The sequence below is a fragment of the Vibrio sp. QJM3NY_15 genome (genome assembly GCF_057785995.1).
The window spans coordinates 311,747-333,909 of sequence record NZ_CM173518.1; the positions used below are offsets into that span (position 1 = coordinate 311,747).

Consider the following 22,163-nt stretch of genomic DNA (forward strand, 5'->3'; position numbering starts at 1 on the left):
GCAGGCGGACGCTCTAATCAATCATTCTATAAAAAATGCTTCTTATATTTATCGTGTAAACCATCGAAATTATATTTAATATTAGATTTGTAGTTATGATTTCTTTCAAACGCTAACAATAAAACATTTCTCAAAGTACTCTTAGATTTTGTTACCTTTTCATTTGGCAAAGAATTAAAGTTAACTAATTTGAGAGAATCATTCATATTTATTTCGATACCTTCGAACGCTTCCCCAGACTCTAGTAATACCCTGAGAGCATCTAAAGCTGCGGTGATACCAATACTAGAGTGAAAGGCAGAATCAGCAGGTAATCTATTAAAAAGGCACTTCATAAAATTCGTAAGATTTTGGTAAACCTCTCTATCCTTGTTGGTTAAATATAAATTTCGCCAAGCAGACCCATCCTCACTCAGATCCGTCCTTTGTTTCACTTCCATTTTCTTCGAATAAAAAACATCTCTATCATTAATTGGTTTCTTAGATATTAGTTTTAGTATCCCCTCGACTAAAGAAGATAAGGAAACACTCCAATCACGTGAAGCTGGAATAGTAGTGTCGTCTTTGTCTATAGCTAACACTACTCTTCCATGAAGTGGCGAATTTTTATCCAAACCAAAAGCTCTAGACAAATACACAGAGAGTACTTCTGGGCTCCAGTATTTAGGTTTACTTTCATCCATATCTATTTGATATAATTGATATATAAGATTTTTAGGAACCTTTCTCTGCGTCGAGTTAATAGTAGAAAATAATTGCGCGTGATATGTTATAGGTAAATTTAAATAAACAGAACACACCAGTTCATCTTCTAATGAGGCTCCGCCTTCTTCTTGAATAAGCTTATACCCCTCAAGTCTATGCTGCCCATCAATTATAGCGGCTACCAGAGAATTATCCTTAATTTTCAAATGGCCGTCTTCGAAAGTCCACTGCTGATCGTCGCCTTCAAGCAAGTAGCCTTCCTCAGATATATTAGCACCAATAATAATAGAGTTTGGAAATGCTGCAACACCAGTTTTTATATACTGAGCAATTTGTTCTGGCCTTTTATTACCTATTGTTCTCTGATGACCTAATGGCTTATTTAAACCAATATCTAATGGATCATTTTCTATTTCACCATCGAGAACTTCAGCACGTACAGGCTGACAAATATTAAGCAAATCTTTAGCCTTGATAGCACAAACATAGAACTCACCAAAGCCTTGTGTAACTTTAATTGATGGAACCGGCTTAAAGCTATTAATGCGATTTCTATTCATGATTCACCTGTTTGGAAAAAGTTTGCATCTAGTTCAGCACCTTGGTCATTATCATTAGGGATGATCGGTTCAGCTTCCTGTTTATCTTTTACGTCTTCAATCTTAGTTTTATCTTGCACATCTGATACTGAACTTACAAAATAAAGACATAGTGCCATTAAGAAACCTAGCCAACCAATCCAAGAATCTTCATTATAAAAGTAAGAATAAGAAAACGAAACAAGAAGTAGAATAGTGGCACCGACCATTATTCCCCATGCTGATAATACAGAATGCTTTTCAAATTCTACGAAAATATTATCAATATCTTCTGGCGCGCGCTTTTCGCTAATCATCTGTTTTACTTCCCTTAATTGAGACGTATAGAAGTACAACCTATTGCACATCATTGTTCCCAGTAAAGCAAAGACATAAGTAAAAACAGTACTGCCGGGTAACCATGCACTAAAGCCAGTTGACCTAACCCAAGGCATCCAAACACCTGCACCACCAATAAGCAACACTGAAACAAATAGATAAGAGACCACTTTTATATTAAATAAAGCAGGTTTTACGCTCTTGGATAGGTACTCAATAAGTACATTGTAGTGGTCACTCTTCATTGACATATACTCGTTCCATGTTTTAACAAATCTTCTGTTCTCATAAATTAACCAGCAAAAATAGACAACTATAACCAAGCTTTTCTTTCCTTTATCAACAAGAGCACTATTGACACAACTACTCTACCAATGGAGTAACAAATCATTCTATAAACTCTTACAGACCTCTCTAAAGTGCCATTCAAGAAACAACTCAGCTGGATATAAAAGAGGGTCTCTTGGTAACGCAATCTTCTTGCTTTCATAGCCCCAAATCAAAACCACATACAGCACATCGATAGTTGTAAGCACGTAGAACATTCTTACGGAAACTGGGATCTCGTAGCTTAGTCGACGTATCCACTTCAAAGCCAAAACGAACAAACAACTCTTCTTGTAATGTACCAGGGAAGTTGTCTTGGCTTAACTTAGAAGCTATCTTTTCTGTCAATGTGGGATTAGAAATTAAGCTCTGATTTTTTTCGGGTCTGTATTACTCTTACGGGGAATACACTCTTCACTATTCTTTAATTCCCAAAATGGATATTTCTCATTGGCTAACCGCCAAAATGGAACAAGCGCTCATGACCTTGTTTATATTGAGATAAAGCATATAGCAACATTAGGGTTTATGTGGAGCGCGTTGATCTCCACGTCGCCATCGAGAAATCATTTGAATTTTGTCGAGTAGATCCATCAATAGCTTCCACAATAATAGCCCAACACGATTATACATACTGAATCATATATTAGTATTGATGAGATCAAAAAAACGCCCTTAAAGGGCGTTTAAAATCATATGTTTATTGTAAAAGTTCCCAGAATGCCTTGTCTCTCATTGGGAGTATCTTCTTTGCCCCATCAATGTATAAGCTGTAGTGCTTCTCTAGCTTATTGATGGTTTCCATTAGCTTTTCTTGTTCTGCTTTTTCGTTGACACCAAACATGGCTTTCAGCTCTTGTGGGCGAATCTTCGCTACGCGATGAATTACCCAAGTAAGTACATAGCTTGAGTAGTCATTCTCACCAGTTTGGAAATGGGTAATGTCTTGTGTAGAAAGAATCACACCCACGCCGTATTCACGGCCTTCCTTCAAGATCTTACGTAAACTTGGGAAGTTCTGAGACATGAAGTTATCGGCTTCATCTACCAAAATCATCTTAGTAATTTGGCGGAAGTCGCCTTGGACTTCTGGCTTACCTTTCTTCTGCATCTGCGAGTAGAAAAGATCTAACGTCAGTGCCACAACAAGGTTTTGGATCTCTGATGGGTAACCCGCCAGTTCAACCACCGTGATGCCATCAACCAAGTCATAAAGGCTCATGCACTTAGTGTTGTCGTCTTCAAAGATCTCTAGTTCATATAAGCTTTCAAGTGCCGCATATAGTGAATCTTCATCTGGCTCTGTTTCAATGAACAAGTCCCACACCTGTGAGATTGTCGGCGCTGCTTTTGACCAAGTACTTGGGTCCGCTTTGCGAATACCTGCTAACTCATACGCTTCACCCACAAGCTTACGCAAACGCAGTTGTTGTTTTTGCCCTAAGCCAAACGCTTTACCCATGGTTTCAGAGAAACCACGTGCGGTATGCACTGGCAACATTGGCGTATCACCAAACAAGCTCAGTGGGTTGTACGGCAGTTTATGAAGGTTAAACTTCTTACCCGCAGTCGCTTGTTGGAACTTATCGTCTACATAATCGGATTTGTAGTCAAAAATAAGCATGCCAATAGGTGCGCCGTTTACGTTGTCTACTTGATTGCGGTAAAGCTGAGTGATCACCGACTTGGTAAACTGAGTTTTTCCTGTACCCATGGTTCCAATAATACCGGTATTGGTATTCATGAATTTGGCGGTATTCGTTGGCTCCCAGTTCAGTGGTGCTTGTGTTAGAGCATTGTGGCCAAATAGCACGTTTAGGTTGCTGTTAGACTCGACCTTCAGAGGCTCAACGACAGGCTGTTCAGGCTGCACTAATTCTGTAGTTTCAACCTCATCAGATACCACCACTGTTGGCTGTGATTCAGCTTCAGGGAGTTTTTCTAATCGAGTTTCACCATTCAGCACATACTCACTTGGTACATGGCAAAGTTTCACTACATCTAATTCGTTCAACACTTCTTGCAGCGGAGTTTCCACCAAGCCAGGAAGCAACCCCATTGGTAGATCGACTTTTAACACCCCTTCCATCATTTGGTAGTCGGGTTGTAAACAGCCAGCCCCTTCAAGGTGGCTAACCACAAAGCCTTCTGGGTAGTCTGCGATTTGACCAAGTGAATAGTCACCTCTTAGCCACTCTTCTTTGTTAGCAAGTAAGCTATCGAAGTAATCATCAGCGAACACCTTGTATAAGCGATATTTATCAACTTGCATCAAAACTTGGCGCATGAACAAACCACGGTATAACTTGCTCGCCAAGTCTTTGTTGCCTAGTAAGTCTTGGCTTAAGTAACGCAATAGCTCTTTCGATTGTTTAACGGCTTTATTGTAATTCGGCACCGAGCCCGTTTTCACTTCAACAGGTAATAAATACATGTCTTGGTCTTTGAAACCAACCAGCAATACATCGTCAGAAATTTCGCCTTTTTTGTAACCTTGGACATTACGAGAAAACTCGCTGTCAGACATCTTCAGGCCAATATTACCCGATACTCGAATCATCTCGGCGACAGACAGGGGAACCCATGTAATGTCTGAATCATGCACTAGGCTAGTCACAAATTTGTAGGCACCAATCACGCCTTTACGTTCTTTATTGATGGTCGGCGCGCAGGTCATCATTTTCAACAGCCAATCACCGTTGAACGCGTTGAATTCATTGATTTGGCCACCATCACCTTGCTTAATAACCTTTTCAAACAAACCGCGCTGCGCAGTAACCGTGATTGCATCGTAGCTTGATGAGCTGGTGTACTGATCTGAATAGTGAATCAATACTACGTCTTCATTACTGTGGAAGAAGTCCAACGTAACCTTAGGATCAATAATGGTCGTCCAGATAGAACTCTCGTACGAACGTTCTAGTAAACCTTTAAAGTCTTCACTGACTGCTAAAGCAACCGCGTTTGCACCGTGATATTGAGTATTCGGCTTGAGCGCAGGTTTTAACAAAGCACCGACGTATTTAGCCATCATCAAATGTGGGTAGTCTTGGAAATCCGTTCCCTTCAAGCCAAAACCCGTAAAGTATGAGCCAGATTTACTTTCAGAAGCATCACCCGTTAGTAGGCCGTCACAAGCTATGCCTGATGCCATATCTTCAATCGCAATGTCTGAGCAATCGACTTTGTCGTTATTACGGAAAAAGGAAAGATGCGCATAAGACTGACCATCTTTTTCAACTTGGGCATTAGTGAACTTACTGTAAGTTAGACGCGTGCGAAGAATATCGATAATAGTATCGGCAACCTCACGCACTTTACCTTTGTTTAGCTCTAGCCACTCTTTCAGCTCATCGTAGTTCGCCGTTTCTGCGAATCGGTCAAACGCATTAAACGCTAACTTGTCATCATACAGATTGATATGAATCGACGCAGCCTGATCTTGGTTACTGCGGACATAATCCACCAGCCCCATAAATAACTCTTCAGCGCTGTCTTGGTTCACCGCATTAACGATAATGCTCCTCTCAGAGCCTGTGAACAGTTGGCTGAATGCCGTTTGGAACTCATCGATTTTCTCTTTTACTAACTTGCGAACGAACGTAAGAGAGCTTTTCTCTTGAGGTACACTCTTGATCCAGAACGCGTTCTCTTTGACCTGTTGGTTATAAGAGAACTCATGTTTTGGATGGTAAACGTATGGCAATAAACCTTTTGGCGACAAGCGTTCAAACGTAACATCAGGAAGCTGAGTAAAGCTCTTGTCATTACGAATCGAATTTCTTAGGTTGAGGTAATAAGCCAAAATCAGCGGGTGGAAGGGTGAGTAGTACTCTTCACCTTCAGATTGTACCAAACCGATTTTCAACGCTGATTTTTGCTCTTTGGTCAGCATGCTACCCGTTGGGATCGCTGCAAAATACGCTAAGCAAGCATCAACTGTGTTTTGGACAAGTGTTGTAAACTCATCGCCCCAAGATGCCAATGATGGCGTACTACGGCGTTGTTCTAGGTAATCAAAAAGCTCAACGTAAGATCCATGAATAGCATCATCAATCACTTGTAGGTCATCGAGCTTGATCGCCCCTGAATCAGCAATAGACACTACTTTGTTGTTAATGAACTCTTCTTCCCAACGCAGTAGCTTTAAACGAACACCCGGAACAACGAACTCACTGTTATCGATGCCTACTTTGCCTTTTTGAGAATAAAACTCGCCGTTATATTCATCTTTGAAAAGCTTGTGATAACGGCCTCTATTAAGCAGTAAAGGCAAACTCAATGAATCAGTCGCTACCGCACCTTCAACATTAAACTTAAGCTGGTTATCACCTGATTTAACGGCAAAATCTATTTCATCAGCTTCATTGGCTAACGCTTCAAAATCCACGACGGCGTAATCTGCTGCATCGACAATCTGTTTAGCATCAAGTAGTGAACATGCGCTGCCTTCGTTAGCTCTGATTTGCAGTTTGTTCTCTTCCATGTTCAAGGTTAAGCGCTGCTTCGCTGGTGCAGGTTCTACCAAGAAGATGTTCTTGAACGGTTCAATATAGAACTCGCCTTTACGAACCACTAAACAACGGAAGTTATAAACTTCAGATTTGTTTTCACGCTTTAGAGCCAAGTTAAAAAACAGTGGCTCATGCTTGTACGTACCTTTCAAGCTAGCTCGTGTCGTTTTTAGACCATTCAGTGTGGTAATCACTTCTTCATTATTGAACGCTTTTGCTGGCTGGATTTTGAATTGGCTTTTATCAAGATTGCTCGCACCTTGGAAGATCAGCTTCAGTTCAAACTCATTTACATCTTCATCTAATTCGATGATTAAGTGGCGATCACGCATGCCAGCTTTGGTCTCAGCACGGTTACGAGCCGTGATGGTCATACCGTCACTAGCTTGCTCCTCTTCAAGAACAAGCTGCTGCTGAGCATTGCGCTTTTTCTCTTGTAGGAATGCTTCAAACTCAACGTCTTTCCATGCATCCGTTTCTGAGAAGTTCTCTTTAACAAACTTCTCGCCGAATGACTTTAAGCGATCTTGAAGCTGCCCGCCAAAGTGTTCAACTTCGAAAGTGAGCTCTTCGTATAACGCGCGGTTGTCTTCTAGACGCTTTTTGATTTGCTTAGGGTTACCACTCATTTCAGCTACAAGCGGATCTTCAAACATGCCCAACTCATTGAAGCGCAAGTCACCGTCTTCAACGGCCTTGTATAGAGACTCAAAACCAAACATGGTTGCGCCATCTTCTAAAATGGCATCAAATTGATCATCAAGCAGGCAGTTTGACACATCGCGCCCTTTGTCTTGCTGATCGATTAACCCTTTCATTGCCGCTTTGATCTTTGATGCGCTCCAAACTTGTCCCACTTGAGCCAAGTCTTCTGCAGAATTAATCAAGGTATCAAGCAAGCTGTTGTGGATCACCACTAGTGCGCAACCTTTTAAGTAGCCTGATTGACTCGCCACTTCGTCACGCAGATGAGAGATGTAGTTTTCAGTGAAACCATCAAACTCTGCTGGGTTTTCGCTATGAATCATAGGAACGATTTTACAGCCTGACAGTTCAATGAATGGCAACTTGATATCGTTAGTTGCATCAATAATATTTTCAGAATGAGCCGTCATCGCCTGATACAAGCGCATGCTATTTTCATTGTCTGGCGACTTAAACTGATAGCGGAAACCTGCCTTAATATGTGTTTCAGCATCCGCTAAAAACTGTTCTACTAGAAAGGTCTCAAATTGTTTTACGGACATATACTGCGTCTCCACTATCACTCATGCGCTCTACGTTACCAATGCGCTCATAGAATTTAATTAGTTCTTGTTCTGTTTGTTTATCAACGAAAATGCCACGTTGCTCAAAGGCTGTGATCAGTTCGTGGAAACGGAGTTTATCCTTTTCTCCAACAACAAGGTTGGTCAATAAGATGATGTAGTCTTGGTTGAGCACTAATACTCGACCACTGCGGCCTCGACTTTGAATGAAGTGAGACGCTAAGTACTTTTCTACTTCTGACACATACTTCTTGTTGATATTGAAACGTTCGCCGACGCTAAACTGTGCGGATGCGAGCTTCATTATGTTACCGAGCCAGTCGAGCGCCAGTTCAGATTCATCTAGAGCTGTGTCGAGATTACGCTGTGACTTAAACGCTCTGGCAAAGTTTTCTAGTTGTTCTTTTAAATGCGTCGATTTCGACTCTTGAATACCCTTCGATATCTCCCACAGGGGTACTTTTATCGCGCTCTTATCTCCAACACCCGGCTGAATTAGCTCAAGCATAGTCAGCATAGGGAACAGTCGAGTGGCTGACTCATTAAACAACTTATAGCCATGATTCTTAATATGAGTACGCTCATTACTGGCACGCTCATGATCCATAATGAAATAGAGAGGCTTAGCCACTGGCTCTTGACCACTGCGCCAATCTGTTAGTGCTAAACTCAGCTGCGCAGTGTATGCGAAACCATAAAAAGACAGGAACGACTCTATTTCACTAAGCAGATACTTAGGGCGACTTGCCAAGAATTTCAGGTCGTCACGGAATGCTTTCGAAAGATAAGGTAGATACGGTTTCTCGCTCGCTTGCAATGACGAGTCAGACTTCATTTTTCCACGAAGCGTAGAAAGCATTTCACGTTCAATAAAGTTTAATTTGGCATCAAACTCTTCTACACGCATGTTCTGAAGTAAATTGGTGTACATAGAAGCAACACGTGAATCACCTGCTGCAAATTCACCTTTTTGAGCACGGAACAGAAGGAGCTCAGGGCTCACAGTAAAGATGTCTTTGTTTTCAAAATACATCTCTTTTAGCACTTGCCAAAACTCTTCTTCACCAAGCTTTTCTTCAAACGCACTTTGGCAATCGGCCACAAACTGTTCGTAGCTATAACCTTCTACCTTTTTACGCAGAAGCCCACGTAGAACCAAGCCGATGACAGCATCAAAATCAAAGTCATTACCCTTGGTTCGAATAGGTAAATAGCTGCTTAGGCTGTTTTTATTCGGCACGCCTTCCGCAGTTTGTGGCAACGATTGATTAAATGGTTGGGTGTAATTATCCATTGTCATTTTATAAGCCACTCACTTCGAAATATTCATCATCTTCATTCACGATCTTGTAGCGTTTGTCGTTTTTCAGAATAAACAGAGTATTCTTTTCGTTCGCTACCGTGATGATCTGCTCTATTACTTCATCCAACAAAAGCACCGCATTTTTGTCATGCTTATTCGGACGGTACCCTTGGTTGATTTTTTCCAATAACTCCAACAAGTTAATACTTATCGGCATTGGCAGAAGCGAATGATCGTCGACTCGAATATGAGCGTTAAATGAGCCTATCTTGCTCACCGCTTGTGTTTTAATCGATGAAAAATCAGGTTTCACTTCTAGTTCAGCCGCTGTTTTAAAGCCGTTGTATTCAGAGACAAAGAATTGGTCTTTATCGAGTGATGGCGAATTGCGATTACAATAGCGATGTACAGCTGCAATGAGAGTGTCTTTATAAAACTTATTCAGTTCTTTTTTCTGCTTTCCAGAAAACTCGCTATGAAGTATCCAGATGTTTGCGTATTGCTCAACCAAAGAGTTATCAAAGTCTGCTTTCAGCTCATTGATGTAATCATTCGCAAATTGCTCTTCGTCTTTTAACAGATAAACCATGCGCAAGTATGAAGCAGCAGTGAGCACATCAAATACACCCTGTGCTTTCACCTGATCTTTAAGTTGTGTAAAGCCTTCATCTTCAATTCCCAAACCAAACTGAAGAACAAACTCATCTACTTTGCGAGTGTGGATGTTGCTTGGATCAAAACTTTGAATATGCTCTAAAAGCTCGTTATCTGAGCCAGAGAATAGGTTATCGAACAGGTAGTCATCGCCCGCTAAGATCTGGTACACAAAGTCCAGTAGCGCTCGTGCGGTTAGGAATTGATCTTTGATTAAGCGAGCTTTCAGAAGCAAGGAAATAATATTCTTCTGCACAGATTCAAGCCCTAGCAAAGCATAGTTTGCCGTGAGCTTGCTGTGACCTAACTTTTGCACTTCACTGTCATACAGTGCGTAAAACGGATTATCTAGCGTTGGCTCAGTTAAGCGAGCGAGAAACTTAGCAGCAAAGTCGGATGTGCTAACTTCATGGCCCAGAGTAAATTTAGGGTATTGCTCGAAATCTAAGAAAATATGGTTCGTTGGAATATCGTCCGTTTTGTTTTCCAAAAACGCTTTTATCGAAGCTTTAATATCGTCGTGTTGTTCAGCACCTTCCTCAGCATAGTTGCCTAACATTCCGATATTAATGCCAACAACAAGTGGCTTATCATTTCCTTTGAACTGTGAGAATCGTTCATCCAACGCATTGATTGCCGTCTGATTTGGGTTAAAGCTGTGTGTCGCATCCAGATGAAATTCATGTGTCGCTTTATGCTTCTGGCTGTACTGAGTCAGAATCTCAGATTTACCATCACCACTACTGCCACACAAAAAAATGATGTCACTTTTCTTAGAAGACAAAAGCGACTTTTTAAAGTCCACTTCGATGTTTGTAGTGATGTACACATGGCTTTTATAATCAGCCAGAAGATCTTGATTTTGCTCTCTTTCTGTACTTACCGCGTAGGGCGATGATTTAGAAAGTATGCTGAGGGCTTTTTCTAAGTTCAAAGGAATCTCTTCAAAATTTGATTAAACGGACTTTTTTTGTGGAGATAAATAGTATCAAACACGGAAAAGTAACGGTACTTATAACCATAAAAAAATGGAATGAGTGGATGAGCTAACATCGCCATATGCAAATTGTTTATCTTACTCGCTTTACTAACAAATATTGTGTTTAGTATTAGAAAAGTATGATTTAGCTTACATTGCGTTACGTAACACTCCGCAATTTTAACCGTTGAGTGTGTACTATACCCATGTAAAAAATGTACGTATATTCTGTACACATCAACATGTATCATTTTCAGGCATTAGATAATTGTTATGACAATAAAGTGGGATCAGTTACTGCGCTTCAAATTAATCGAAGTTGTTGCATTGTGGGAGGGTCGCGTTACGACTAATCACCTATGTAACTCTTTCAACATTAAGCGACAGCAAGCCTCTAGAGACATCAAAGCTTATCAAGAGCACTTTTCTGCTCCACCACTTGTTCATGATCGTAGTATTAAAGGCTACCGACTTACTGATCATTTTGCGCCAAAGTTTACAAAAGGCACTCCGAATGAGTATTTGTCACTACTACACAAATACAACAGTGACCATGTAGACGGCTTTGATTTAAAAGATCTGGGGTTCGCAGACTCTATCGTCCTCTCGGTACCTGACAGGCAGATAGCCCCCATAATCGTTCGTAGACTCCTTCAAGCAGCACGAGAAAGACGCAGAGTTGATATAGAGTATGTATCAATGGATAACCCTGAAGGGCGAGGTAGAAATATTGTCCCGCACACTATCGTATTTGATGGGTTTCGCTGGCACGTGAGAGCATATTGCGAAGAAAGAAAGATGTTCTTAGACTTTGTATTGAGCCGATTTAGAGGTGAGCCTGAGCTGCTCAACCAATCGGAGATTAACATCGAAGACGATGAAGATTGGGCAACAGAAGAAATAATCGAAATCATCCCAAATCCACATCTTTCACCAGCACAACAGCAAATAGTGAAAGTCGACTACGGGATGCATGATGCGCCATTTACAATTGACTGTCGACGAGCATTGATTAAGTATTTGCTCAAACGTTTGGATGTCTGCGTAGATACTAAGAAGCTCTCTTCAGCTCCCAAAAAGTACCAATTAACCCTAGCGAATCCAAAGAATATAAAACGTTGGTTGCTATAGTGGTATAACAAGACATTCCCCATAGGTAAATACTCACTACCTTTACCTCGATAATTCAGAAATGGTTCAAAATTGACAGTTAACACATACTCACACATAGATACCCCATTCAACCTGCGCCACACCTGTTGGTTTTGTGGTGAACCTTCCAGTAACCTTGTTGAATTTCCTAAGACAGCGCAGGCAGTTGCCAAGATTGGCTATTCACCGATAGCACTGCCGGCTTGTAATGAGTGTGCGAGAATTAACTATTCAAAGAATCTGACCTCAATTTGGTCTGTATGCGATCAGATAAAACACACTCTGATAGACAAGTACGCTAAGCACATTGGCATCGGTGAGAACTGGACGGAGCAAGAACTTATTGATTCTGATTTCTCGGGTTCGACGCTTGGTGGGTTTGGGCGCAGCGCTTTCTACAATATGATCGATGTTCAATCTCGCACTCTATAAAACAAGGTAACAACGTGTTAGAAGTAAGTGACTAACCATTGTAGTTTATTATCTCCATATAGGGCATCATTACATTTGTCATTCTGTAATGCTTTACATACTCCCAGAGCTTCCCTTGATCTAATCTGTTAGCTCTTTTTGCCTCTGTAAGTGCTTCAATAGCAACATCAATCCCGATCTTGTTGCGGAACTTAAAGCAATCAACAATCGTCCGTTCAACGTCGGTTACTAAAACAGGGATGCCATCAACTTGTGTTGAGATCACCCCCAAATCCGTCACGTCCCTGGTACGAACAATCTTAATGCTTGGGTACTCAATATTGGGAGCTCTATCATTTTTTTTAATGCTGAGCCATATCTGAAAAGGTGCTTGGGTAGTGAGATTGTGGTAACTGAGTGCTGATAGAAGGCAGATAACCCCTTTTTTCGCTCTGACACTGACCTCAGCAAAAGAGTGCATCTCCGATTCTTCTCTACCTATATACCCGTAGAGTCCTCGCTGTAGTTTTTCTATGTCACCTTTTTCCACAGCGCGAGAAAGAGCGGCACGAGTTACATTGAATTTTGCAGCGTCTGAGGTGGTGAATATGGATAGCTTTTTAAGCTTATCGAGTTGTGATGGATTCATTTTTAATGATACGTTTTGTCATACTTAATTTGTACTATATGCCAAAACGTAACATTTTTCTTTCATTCCTTAGATGGTGCAAACAACACTGCTATTGAGCGGAAATAGCTAAACCCATTAAAAATAGCCAACTTCCTATATATCAAAGTGATTCAGATAAACAAAAAATTATGAATTTCATATTTCAATAGATCATGTTTAAAAAGATAACCAATTCAACATCATTAACTAATTAGAGTGGTTAATGATGGTGGTTTTTGCTGATTCAAATTCACTAATAAGTTAAATAGATTGGTTGGTTATATTGTGCGATATCGCTTAATTACTTTTTTAAGCGATTGTTATTTAAGCAATAATGTTGGGGTGTGTATTTATTTTATAGTAAAATCATGCACTTATGATTTACCAATGTTATTGACGGTTTTTTTTTAAATCTGTAGCGTAGATCTCAAATAAAAATGAGGTTTGCATCATGAAATGCAGAGATAAGTTTTTGTTTCGCACGGTAGCAGAAACAATGTTCGAACTTGAAAAAGGAACTTACGCTAACTCAACAATAAAAGCATGGAGATCTAAGTTAAAACGTATCGTAACGTTTTTCGGAGAACTCGACATACGAGATATCGTACGAAGCTGTATTCTTCGCTACTTACATGTACACAATGATCTTACAAACAAAACACTAAATGAAGACCTGACACTTATCCGAAAAGTATTCACGTTTGCAGTTGGGGATCGGCTTATTACACAATCTCCAGTTGATGGTATCCATAACTTACAAAATGCTCCCATTAGCTGTAATCCATTCACACTGAATGATATAACCCGTTTAACTCACCAAGCAGCAGCTTGCTCAAGTGTTAAAAATGGGGTCCTTCTGGCTTGCCATACAGGGCTTCGAAGAAGTGAGTGGTTGGCACTAGTTGTTGATGATTATGACCCAGTAAAAAGAGAGCTTAAAGTCGAGAGAGCTTGCGTAGTTAATCACTTTAAAAGGCCAAAAACTACGGGATCAAAGCGTAGGATTCAATTGTCTAAGACAGCCCAAAAGATAATTGAAAACCAGTTAAGTTTAATCTTTGGCTTAGCGGCTCAAGAAATCCATATCACCGAAAATGATCAAAAGACCCGAACCAAACTTACCGCAAAACCTCTATTCCCTAATCTTGATACAGGGAAATTTTACCAAAAAGATAAAGCAATAGATCGCACCTTTAAAAACTGGCTCGTTACAGCCAACGTAGCTCATCGAGGTGCGAGTCAGGCCCGTCATACATTCGCATCTCAAGCTATTTTGAGTGGGGCAAATCTTTATTGGATAAGGTCTCAACTAGGGCACAACACTCTAGATATGCTTTATAAGCATTACTCAAAGTGGATTGAAGAAGACGCAAAAGACTACCCCAACCTGATTGATTTGCACTTTCAGAAAGCTGCAAATTCGGTCGACAAACCCATCCTTTAATTTGCCTCATTCCGGTGTCTCGACACCGGCTTTCAAAAAGATAACGACATCGTAACCAAGGACACTTTCGCAACACTTTTACTGCGTAAAAGATGAACGAAAGCTTCTTGGTGGGGGCTACGCCCCTCAACCCCAACAACACACAAACCGAGGACTACACAATGAAAAATAAAGCCATCACATGTTTTTTCTCTACGCTTCCGTATTCCGGCACAGCAGAAAAACAGGCCAAGCTTAAGAAGTCAGCAGGACATAGTATCCGAGATGAAAATTCGAAATCTGAAACCATTGAATGGAATCCGGACCTAAGTCATCTAAACCAAGTGTATATCAATAACCAATGGACGAAGCTTGATAATTTAAACAATGACGATAAGTCTGAGTTTATCGATTCTCTAAGGCTGCCTCAAAAGCCCAGCGAAGGGCTGACCAAATGTAAACAAAAAAAGAGAGCATACAAGAAAAAGCTAAAAGACGCTCTGCAATCAGAAAAGGGAAATACCGAGGGGTCTAATTTTATCGCTAAGATTTTAGGCACACCTGAACATGTCCCGCTTAAACTTGACTCTTTGCTCGACGAAGCTAGGAATATTGATTTCTCTCGCAAGAAGCAAAGACTGAACGCTTTTGAGAGGTATATTTCAGTTCATAACAAACTGGTTTCGTTCCCTAAAAATTTGAACTCAAACTTGGTAGAAGAGTCGATTTTTGTCATTCCACACCGAAATGAAGTTTCTCAGGACCTTGTTTGCGGCCGTGAAATGGCTGAAGCACTGATGAACTACTACCGCAACTACTTCAAAGATTATGAAATAGCCGCCGTGTTTGTTCATAGTGATGAGAGAGGTCTTGATGAAGATACTGGGGAGCATGTCCACCTCTTCCTTAACGCGCAAAATAGCCGAACTAATGAATGGGATCTTAGAGTCGCCAAAGCAAATCTAGCTCAAAGGATGAAGGGCGCCTTGAACCGTTCATACTCGCCAATTAAATACAGCAGAGGAGCATGCTTTACGAGAAAGGAACAATCAGAGCATGGAGAACTATTGCAGGAACTTTTCCGTCAATTTATGAATAGAGACCTCTTCAGGCCAAAAGGACTGAGCATGGAGTTCAATCAAGAACTTCAGAAAGATAAACAAAAAGTAAAAGAAATGCGTCGGCAAGCACAACGACCTAAAAATGAAAGGGAGTTCAATTACTACACTAGAGAGCTTGAAAAAGAACTGCAAGAGGCCAAGCTGCAACTCTCATCGAAGGGTGAAGAGTTGAACCAACTGAATCAACACCTCAACAACATTAGGAATACAGAAAAAGAGAAGCAAGACAAAATCAAAAGATTACATGTAGATATAGACTTACTACGATCGACCACAAGCACTGCTACCAATCAACTGGAGACAACCTTAACCGCTCTATCAACAGTTAAAGAACAGCTCAAAACGACAGAATCAAAAGTTCTACACAATGAAGAAAAAAATGAACAGTTAGAGAAATCGAACTCATATCTAAAAAAGGTGATCGCTAAACTGACTCATACCGTGGTTGATACGTTAGCTCCCATCTTTCAAGATCTAATGAAATCATTTGTCTTTGAACAAAGGGATGAGAAAGAACTACTGACTTTATTAGAAAGAAGGATGTCAGCTCACATGACAAAATTGGATGGAAACCCAATACAGCAGGCACTTGTATGTGGGATGAAAGACGCCCTCCTAGATAATAGGGAAAACCTGAACACTGCTTCCCCCAAAAAACGGAGAATGAGTGCCGACCGAGAGTTCGATTGATAAGGTCTTCATAATAATATAAAAGGTAAATCTCGTGAGCTCTAAGGTGTTCACGAGATTTGGTTTTTCAAAATGACATTGAGATTCAGCGCTTTATATTAACTTGAATTTCTACTCCTGACACACGATGTACGAAAGTAAAATGCTCTTGGCTTCTAGTACTAATAAGAACAATCCCTTTCTTTGACATAATGGTCCAATAAGGTAGAACAAAGGCATCAAAACACTCTACGTGTGACATGGGTGGAGGGCTTACGAGGCCTGCAATTTCTCTCAGTGTTTCAAAGTCACCAAACAGTGCCTGCTGTGTTTGCCAATCTATTCCTAATGCCATTAATGACATAGATGTTGTGCTTGGTTTATCTTCGAGGCGCTCAAAAAGCTGATAGAGGCAGTGGATATCTTGATAGTTATACTGTTTCGATAAAGCAAGCAACGAGGTTTCATCCCCTTCAAAATAGCTTTGCTTGAACGCCTTATAAACAGTGTGCAACTCATCATAGTTGAACTTACTCATGTGAGCCTCCCAGTTGAAGTGAGAACTGGTTAACCGCACTAAGCATAAGTTTCAGTTTTGTTTGCTTACCATATCGGCCAAATGTCATTGAGGGGTGATGATGGCCAACGATATCAGCGACTGTAGACTCAGCCACTTCCTTTTGCTTAAGAACATCAATGAAAGTGTGACGGAGGGAGTACGCAGTAGGGCGTTGCCCTGCTTTCAATCCGATCTTAGATAGGAGTCTGCCGAATTGTTGGCAATATTGTTGGCTCCAGTCCTTGTTGAGACCCAGTGGCTTGTAATCGAATAGACCGGTTTTGCTATTGTTCTTACGAAGCTCAACATACTCAAGAAAGCCATGTTTGATTAGACTCTGATGAATGGGGACTTGTCGCAGAGCATAACGATTCTTGATCCGCTGTCCGTGACCTCCATCTGTTACGTTTAAGTAAGGGACTGGACCGCTAACGACCACGTCTTCTGTACGTAGCTGACACACTTCATTCGGCCTCATACCCATATACGTGAGCAATAAAGTAACCCAGTAGAAACCATTATCCACTTGCTGAAACTGCTCAGATGAGAAGAGTGTTGAAAGCTGACTCTCTGACCACCTTGAGCGCTGCTTATCAGCTTTTATAGACTTCTTGAAAGTCGCTTTGATATCTGCAGACACGTTTCTTTCAATCAAAGACATGGTCGCACACCAACGTATAAATTGACTTAACGCCGCGTAATAATCTTTACAGCTTTTCGCTGAAAGACTAGAGCTATTGAGAGTCTTAATGTACTCCATCAGTGTCATCGCAGTTATTGTTGATAAACCAGATAGCGCTGTGCTCTCAAAGAAAAAGGTAATGCGCTGTTTCAACTGATGGACAGTCAATGCACTGACCCCTTGAACCTCTTTGAACTCTAGAAAGTGTTCTAACGCTTCACTCCAATGCTTTTCTTCACTCAAACGCTTAGAAGTATGACTTATGGAAGGTATACAACCTAAATGTAAGCGATCATCCTGCTTCTGTGATTGTAAGTTCAGATGGTGGGACAAGATGCCTTTTAGATGCAACTGAAACTCTGAAAAGCACAGAGAATCTGTAGTACGAAAGGCCTCTTTGACAGCACTGACAAGGCTTAAGCCAATGACTTTAGCTAGCTTAGGGTCTTTTGTTCGAAGGCTGATTTTTAGATCGAATGGGAATCCCAACGCTTTCAACTGTGCTGGAGTACAAATCCGTGCGTAATAGACGCCGTGGGGAGATTTTTGTATATACATTGACTTACCTCGTTGTTTCGAAGCAAATTCAAGTCTTACAGATACAAAAAAAGCCTTTGATAATCAAAGGCTTTTTTTGATGAATAGTGGTGGAGGGATAGGGATTTGAACCCTAGAACCGCTATTAACGGTTGCCGGTTTTCAAGACCGGTGCTTTCGACCACTCAGCCATCCCTCCAACAAATTGTCATCAATAGATTAGTACACTAATGATGCTGTTAATTGCTAATGCAAGTAACGATATTTAAAGCCTGGCGATGTCCTACTCTCACATGGGGAAACCCCACACTACCATCGGCGCTATTGTGTTTCACTTCTGAGTTCGGCATGGAATCAGGTGGGTCCACAATGCTATGGTCGCCAAGCAAATTTTGCTTTTACTTTCAGTTTTTTAAAAACTGAAGGCAAAATAATCTGGAAAACTGATTTAAAAGTCTCTTTCAAACTCATTCAAGCGTTTGGTATTTCTATTGAGTCCACAAAACCCCTTGGGTGTTGTATGGTTAAGCCTCACGGGCAATTAGTACAGGTTAGCTCAATGCCTCGCAGCACTTACACACCCTGCCTATCAACGTCGTAGTCTACGACAACCCTTTAGGACGCTTATAGCGCCAGGGAAAACTCATCTCAAGGCTCGCTTCCCGCTTAGATGCTTTCAGCGGTTATCGATTCCGAACTTAGCTACCGGGCAATGCCATTGGCATGACAACCCGAACACCAGAGGTTCGTCCACTCCGGTCCTCTCGTACTAGGAGCAGCCCCTTTCAATTTTCCAACGCCCACGGCAGATAGGGACCGAACTGTCTCACGACGTTCTAAACCCAGCTCGCGTACCACTTTAAATGGCGAACAGCCATACCCTTGGGACCGACTTCAGCCCCAGGATGTGATGAGCCGACATCGAGGTGCCAAACACCGCCGTCGATATGAACTCTTGGGCGGTATCAGCCTGTTATCCCCGGAGTACCTTTTATCCGTTGAGCGATGGCCCTTCCATTCAGAACCACCGGATCACTATGACCTGCTTTCGCACCTGCTCGAATTGTCATTCTCGCAGTCAAGCGGGCTTATGCCATTGCACTAACCACACGATGTCCAACCGTGTTTAGCCCACCTTCGTGCTCCTCCGTTACTCTTTGGGAGGAGACCGCCCCAGTCAAACTACCCACCAGGCACTGTCCGTAATCCCGATTCAGGGACCGACGTTAGAACATCAAAACTACAAGGGTGGTATTTCAAGGACGACTCCACCACATCTAGCGACGCGGTTTCATAGTCTCCCACCTATCCTACACATGTAGGTTCAATGTTCAGTGCCAAGCTGTAGTAAAGGTTCACGGGGTCTTTCCGTCTAGCCGCGGGTACACTGCATCTTCACAGCGATTTCAATTTCACTGAGTCTCGGGTGGAGACAGCGTGGCCATCATTACGCCATTCGTGCAGGTCGGAACTTACCCGACAAGGAATTTCGCTACCTTAGGACCGTTATAGTTACGGCCGCCGTTTACCGGGGCTTCGATCAAGAGCTTCGACCGAAGTCTAACCCCATCAATTAACCTTCCGGCACCGGGCAGGCGTCACACCGTATACGTCATCTTACGATTTTGCACAGTGCTGTGTTTTTAATAAACAGTTGCAGCCACCTGGTATCTGCGACTCTCGTCTGCTCCATCCGCAAGGGACTTCACTGATAAGAGCGTACCTTCTCCCGAAGTTACGGTACCATTTTGCCTAGTTCCTTCACCCGAGTTCTCTCAAGCGCCTTGGTATTCTCTACCCGACCACCTGTGTCGGTTTGGGGTACGATTCCTTACAATCTGAAGCTTAGAGGCTTTTCCTGGAAGCATGGCATCAATGACTTCACTACCGTAGTAGCTCGACATCGTATCTCAGCGTTAATGAAAGTCCGGATTTACCTAAACTTTCCGCCTACGTACTTGAACCTGGACAACCGTCGCCAGGCCCACCTAGCCTTCTCCGTCCCCCCATCGCAATTGTAAGAAGTACGGGAATATTAACCCGTTTCCCATCGACTACGCCTTTCGGCCTCGCCTTAGGAGTCGACTTACCCTGCCCCGATTAACGTTGGACAGGAACCCTTGGTCTTCCGGCGAGGGAGTTTTTCACTCCCTTTATCGTTACTCATGTCAGCATTCGCACTTCTGATACCTCCAGCAGCCCTTACAGACCACCTTCAACGGCTTACAGAACGCTCCCCTACCCCACATACCCTAAGGTACGTAGCCGCAGCTTCGGTGTATAGCTTAGCCCCGTTACATCTTCCGCGCAGGCCGACTCGACCAGTGAGCTATTACGCTTTCTTTAAATGATGGCTGCTTCTAAGCCAACATCCTGGCTGTCTGAGCCTTCCCACATCGTTTCCCACTTAGCTATACTTTGGGACCTTAGCTGGCGGTCTGGGTTGTTTCCCTCTCCACGACGGACGTTAGCACCCGCCGTGTGTCTCCCGGATAGTACTTACTGGTATTCGGAGTTTGCAAAGGGTTGGTAAGTCGGGATGACCCCCTAGCCTTAACAGTGCTCTACCCCCAGTAGTATTCGTCCGAGGCGCTACCTAAATAGCTTTCGGGGAGAACCAGCTATCTCCAGGTTTGATTGGCCTTTCACCCCTAGCCACAAGTCATCCGCTAATTTTTCAACATTAGTCGGTTCGGTCCTCCAGTTGATGTTACTCAACCTTCAACCTGCCCATGGCTAGATCACCTGGTTTCGGGTCTAATCCTAGCAACTGTACGCCCAGTTAAGACTCGGTTTCCCTACGGCTCCCCTAAACGGTTAACCTTGCTACTAAAATTAAGTCGCTGACCCATTATACAAAAGGTACGCAGTCACACCACGAAGGTGCTCCTACTGCTTGTACGTACACGGTTTCAGGTTCTATTTCACTCCCCTCACAGGGGTTCTTTTCGCCTTTCCCTCACGGTACTGGTTCACTATCGGTCAGTCAGTAGTATTTAGCCTTGGAGGATGGTCCCCCCATATTCAGACAGGATATCACGTGTCCCGCCCTACTCGATTTCACTGATTATGATGTGTCGGTTACGGGGCTATCACCCTTTATTGCGAGACTTTCCAGACTCTTCACCTGCATCATTAAAAGCTTAAGGGCTAATCCAATTTCGCTCGCCGCTACTTTCGGAATCTCGGTTGATTTCTCTTCCTCGGGGTACTTAGATGTTTCAGTTCCCCCGGTTTGCCTCCTGTTGCTATGTATTCACAACAGGATACGTGCTTATGCACGTGGGTTTCCCCATTCAGAAATCCCAGACTCAAAAGGTTATTACTACCTAATCTGGGCTTATCGCAAGTTATTACGTCTTTCATCGCCTCTGACTGCCAAGGCATCCACCGTGTACGCTTAGTCACTTAACCATACAACCCGAAAGGGTCTCTGTTTTACTTTCACTTTTGAAAAGTGAAAACAAACTAGTATGGCAACTAACCAAGGTTTTTGGTTGTCATCAAGAAGGGTTAATTCTTGATAACTGTTTGCCGGACTCAATTGTGATTCAAACAAGTTTGAATCGAATACAAGACACTTGAATGTGTTTGTTGTGTTTATCTAATGAAAGATAAACATTGAGAACTTTTAAATTTGATTAACATGACTCGTAAGTCAGTTAATCAGTCAGCTTTCCAAATTGTTAAAGAGCAAGAGTTTTTAAAGTGTTAAACTTTCAAAACCATTTTTAAATACACTCAGCTTTCTATTACTAAGAAAAGTGTGCTTAAAGATGGTGGGCGATACCGGGCTCGAACCAGTGCCCCCCTGCTTGTAAGGCAGGTGCTCTCCCAACTGAGCTAATCGCCCACGAAAGTTTTAATTCCTTCGTGAGAAAGAATGGTGGAGCTATGCGGGATCGAACCGCAGACCTCCTGCGTGCAAGGCAGGCGCTCTCCCAGCTGAGCTATAGCCCCATATTTTTATTTCCTTGGGAGGAAATGGTGGGCGATACCGGGCTCGAACCAGTGACCCCCTGCTTGTAAGGCAGGTGCTCTCCCAACTGAGCTAATCGCCCCAAATTTTTATTTCCTTGGGAGGAAATGGTGGGTCGTGCAGGATTCGAACCTGCGACCAATTGATTAAAAGTCAACTGCTCTACCAACTGAGCTAACGACCCAATGGTATCCCGTAGGGGAGTCGAACCCCTGTTACCGCCGTGAAAGGGCGGTGTCCTAGGCCTCTAGACGAACGGGACACTGCTAATTCATCTCCACTTTAAAAGTAGA

At 42.3% G+C, this 22,163-nt stretch carries 11 protein-coding genes, 6 tRNA genes, 2 rRNA genes and 2 pseudogenes; 4 read left to right on the plus strand and 17 right to left on the minus strand.

Annotated elements, in window-relative coordinates; translation table 11 throughout:
• Positions 1-26: 26 nt before the first annotated feature.
• The 6 genes and pseudogenes from AC3CKG_RS17845 to dptF all read right to left on the minus strand — a co-directional run bounded on the left by AC3CKG_RS17845 (position 27) and on the right by dptF (position 10,622).
• Positions 27-1,265, minus strand: coding sequence for a DGQHR domain-containing protein (locus AC3CKG_RS17845; RefSeq protein WP_280603628.1), 1,239 nt, complete (start codon positions 1,263-1,265; stop codon positions 27-29).
• Positions 1,262-1,873, minus strand: coding sequence for a hypothetical protein (locus AC3CKG_RS17850; protein ID WP_280603629.1), 612 nt, complete (start codon positions 1,871-1,873; stop codon positions 1,262-1,264). Before AC3CKG_RS17850 ends, AC3CKG_RS17845 begins: the two co-directional genes overlap by 4 nt.
• Before the next feature lie 238 nt (positions 1,874-2,111).
• A pseudogene (locus AC3CKG_RS17855) lies at positions 2,112-2,543 on the minus strand (phosphorothioated DNA-binding restriction endonuclease family protein); the annotation flags it as partial.
• 106 nt (positions 2,544-2,649) lie between these two features.
• Positions 2,650-7,710, minus strand: a complete 5,061-nt coding sequence (dptH, locus tag AC3CKG_RS17860; protein WP_488529689.1) for a DNA phosphorothioation-dependent restriction protein DptH — start codon at positions 7,708-7,710, stop codon at positions 2,650-2,652.
• Positions 7,691-9,031, minus strand: a complete 1,341-nt coding sequence (dptG, locus tag AC3CKG_RS17865; protein WP_102488388.1) for a DNA phosphorothioation-dependent restriction protein DptG — start codon at positions 9,029-9,031, stop codon at positions 7,691-7,693. Before dptG ends, dptH begins: the two co-directional genes overlap by 20 nt.
• A gap of 1 nt (position 9,032) precedes the next feature.
• Positions 9,033-10,622 (minus strand): DNA phosphorothioation-dependent restriction protein DptF, encoded by a 1,590-nt coding sequence (gene dptF / locus AC3CKG_RS17870; RefSeq protein WP_488529690.1) that lies wholly within the window; start codon positions 10,620-10,622, stop codon positions 9,033-9,035.
• 318 nt (positions 10,623-10,940) lie between these two features.
• Here dptF and AC3CKG_RS17875 point away from each other — a divergent pair, with 318 nt between their 5' ends.
• Both AC3CKG_RS17875 and AC3CKG_RS17880 read left to right on the plus strand, forming a co-directional pair.
• Positions 10,941-11,798, plus strand: coding sequence for a helix-turn-helix transcriptional regulator (locus tag AC3CKG_RS17875; RefSeq protein WP_488529691.1), 858 nt, complete (start codon positions 10,941-10,943; stop codon positions 11,796-11,798).
• Between the two features lie 72 nt (positions 11,799-11,870).
• Positions 11,871-12,215, plus strand: a pseudogene (locus AC3CKG_RS17880) (hypothetical protein); the annotation flags it as partial.
• A 67-nt stretch (positions 12,216-12,282) separates the two neighbouring features.
• On the opposite strand, the gene AC3CKG_RS17885 reads toward AC3CKG_RS17880, so the two are convergent.
• Positions 12,283-12,879, minus strand: coding sequence for a type IV toxin-antitoxin system AbiEi family antitoxin domain-containing protein (locus AC3CKG_RS17885; protein ID WP_488529692.1), 597 nt, complete (start codon positions 12,877-12,879; stop codon positions 12,283-12,285).
• Positions 12,880-13,396: 517 nt separating this feature from the next.
• On the opposite strand from AC3CKG_RS17885, the gene AC3CKG_RS17890 reads away from it, so the two are divergent.
• Complete coding sequence (locus tag AC3CKG_RS17890) at positions 13,397-14,344, plus strand: tyrosine-type recombinase/integrase (RefSeq protein WP_488529693.1); 948 nt, start codon at positions 13,397-13,399, stop codon at positions 14,342-14,344.
• A 161-nt stretch (positions 14,345-14,505) separates the two neighbouring features.
• Positions 14,506-16,134, plus strand: coding sequence for a hypothetical protein (locus tag AC3CKG_RS17895; protein ID WP_488529694.1), 1,629 nt, complete (start codon positions 14,506-14,508; stop codon positions 16,132-16,134).
• Between the two features lie 85 nt (positions 16,135-16,219).
• Here the strand turns inward: AC3CKG_RS17895 and AC3CKG_RS17900 are convergent, their stop codons facing one another.
• The 10 genes from AC3CKG_RS17900 to AC3CKG_RS17945 form a co-directional block, all read right to left on the minus strand.
• Positions 16,220-16,651 carry a hypothetical protein gene (locus tag AC3CKG_RS17900; RefSeq protein WP_016769068.1) on the minus strand — a complete coding sequence of 144 codons (432 nt, stop codon included), beginning with the start codon at positions 16,649-16,651 and terminating at the stop codon, positions 16,220-16,222.
• Complete coding sequence (locus AC3CKG_RS17905; RefSeq protein ID WP_488529695.1) at positions 16,644-17,912, minus strand: tyrosine-type recombinase/integrase; 1,269 nt, start codon at positions 17,910-17,912, stop codon at positions 16,644-16,646. The genes AC3CKG_RS17900 and AC3CKG_RS17905 overlap by 8 nt, the downstream gene beginning before the upstream one ends.
• 87 nt (positions 17,913-17,999) lie before the next feature.
• Positions 18,000-18,090 (minus strand) — tRNA-Ser (locus tag AC3CKG_RS17910).
• A gap of 71 nt (positions 18,091-18,161) precedes the next feature.
• Positions 18,162-18,277, minus strand: a 5S ribosomal RNA gene (rrf, locus tag AC3CKG_RS17915).
• 134 nt (positions 18,278-18,411) lie between these two features.
• Positions 18,412-21,305: ribosomal RNA gene (locus AC3CKG_RS17920) — 23S ribosomal RNA — on the minus strand.
• Between the two features lie 363 nt (positions 21,306-21,668).
• A tRNA-Val gene (locus AC3CKG_RS17925) sits at positions 21,669-21,744 on the minus strand.
• A gap of 31 nt (positions 21,745-21,775) precedes the next feature.
• Positions 21,776-21,851: transfer RNA gene (locus AC3CKG_RS17930), tRNA-Ala, on the minus strand.
• Between the two features lie 25 nt (positions 21,852-21,876).
• Positions 21,877-21,952, minus strand: a tRNA-Val gene (locus AC3CKG_RS17935).
• Positions 21,953-21,978: 26 nt separating this feature from the next.
• A tRNA-Lys gene (locus AC3CKG_RS17940) sits at positions 21,979-22,054 on the minus strand.
• A 2-nt stretch (positions 22,055-22,056) separates the two neighbouring features.
• Positions 22,057-22,132, minus strand: a tRNA-Glu gene (locus tag AC3CKG_RS17945).
• Between the last annotated feature and the right edge of the window lie 31 nt (positions 22,133-22,163).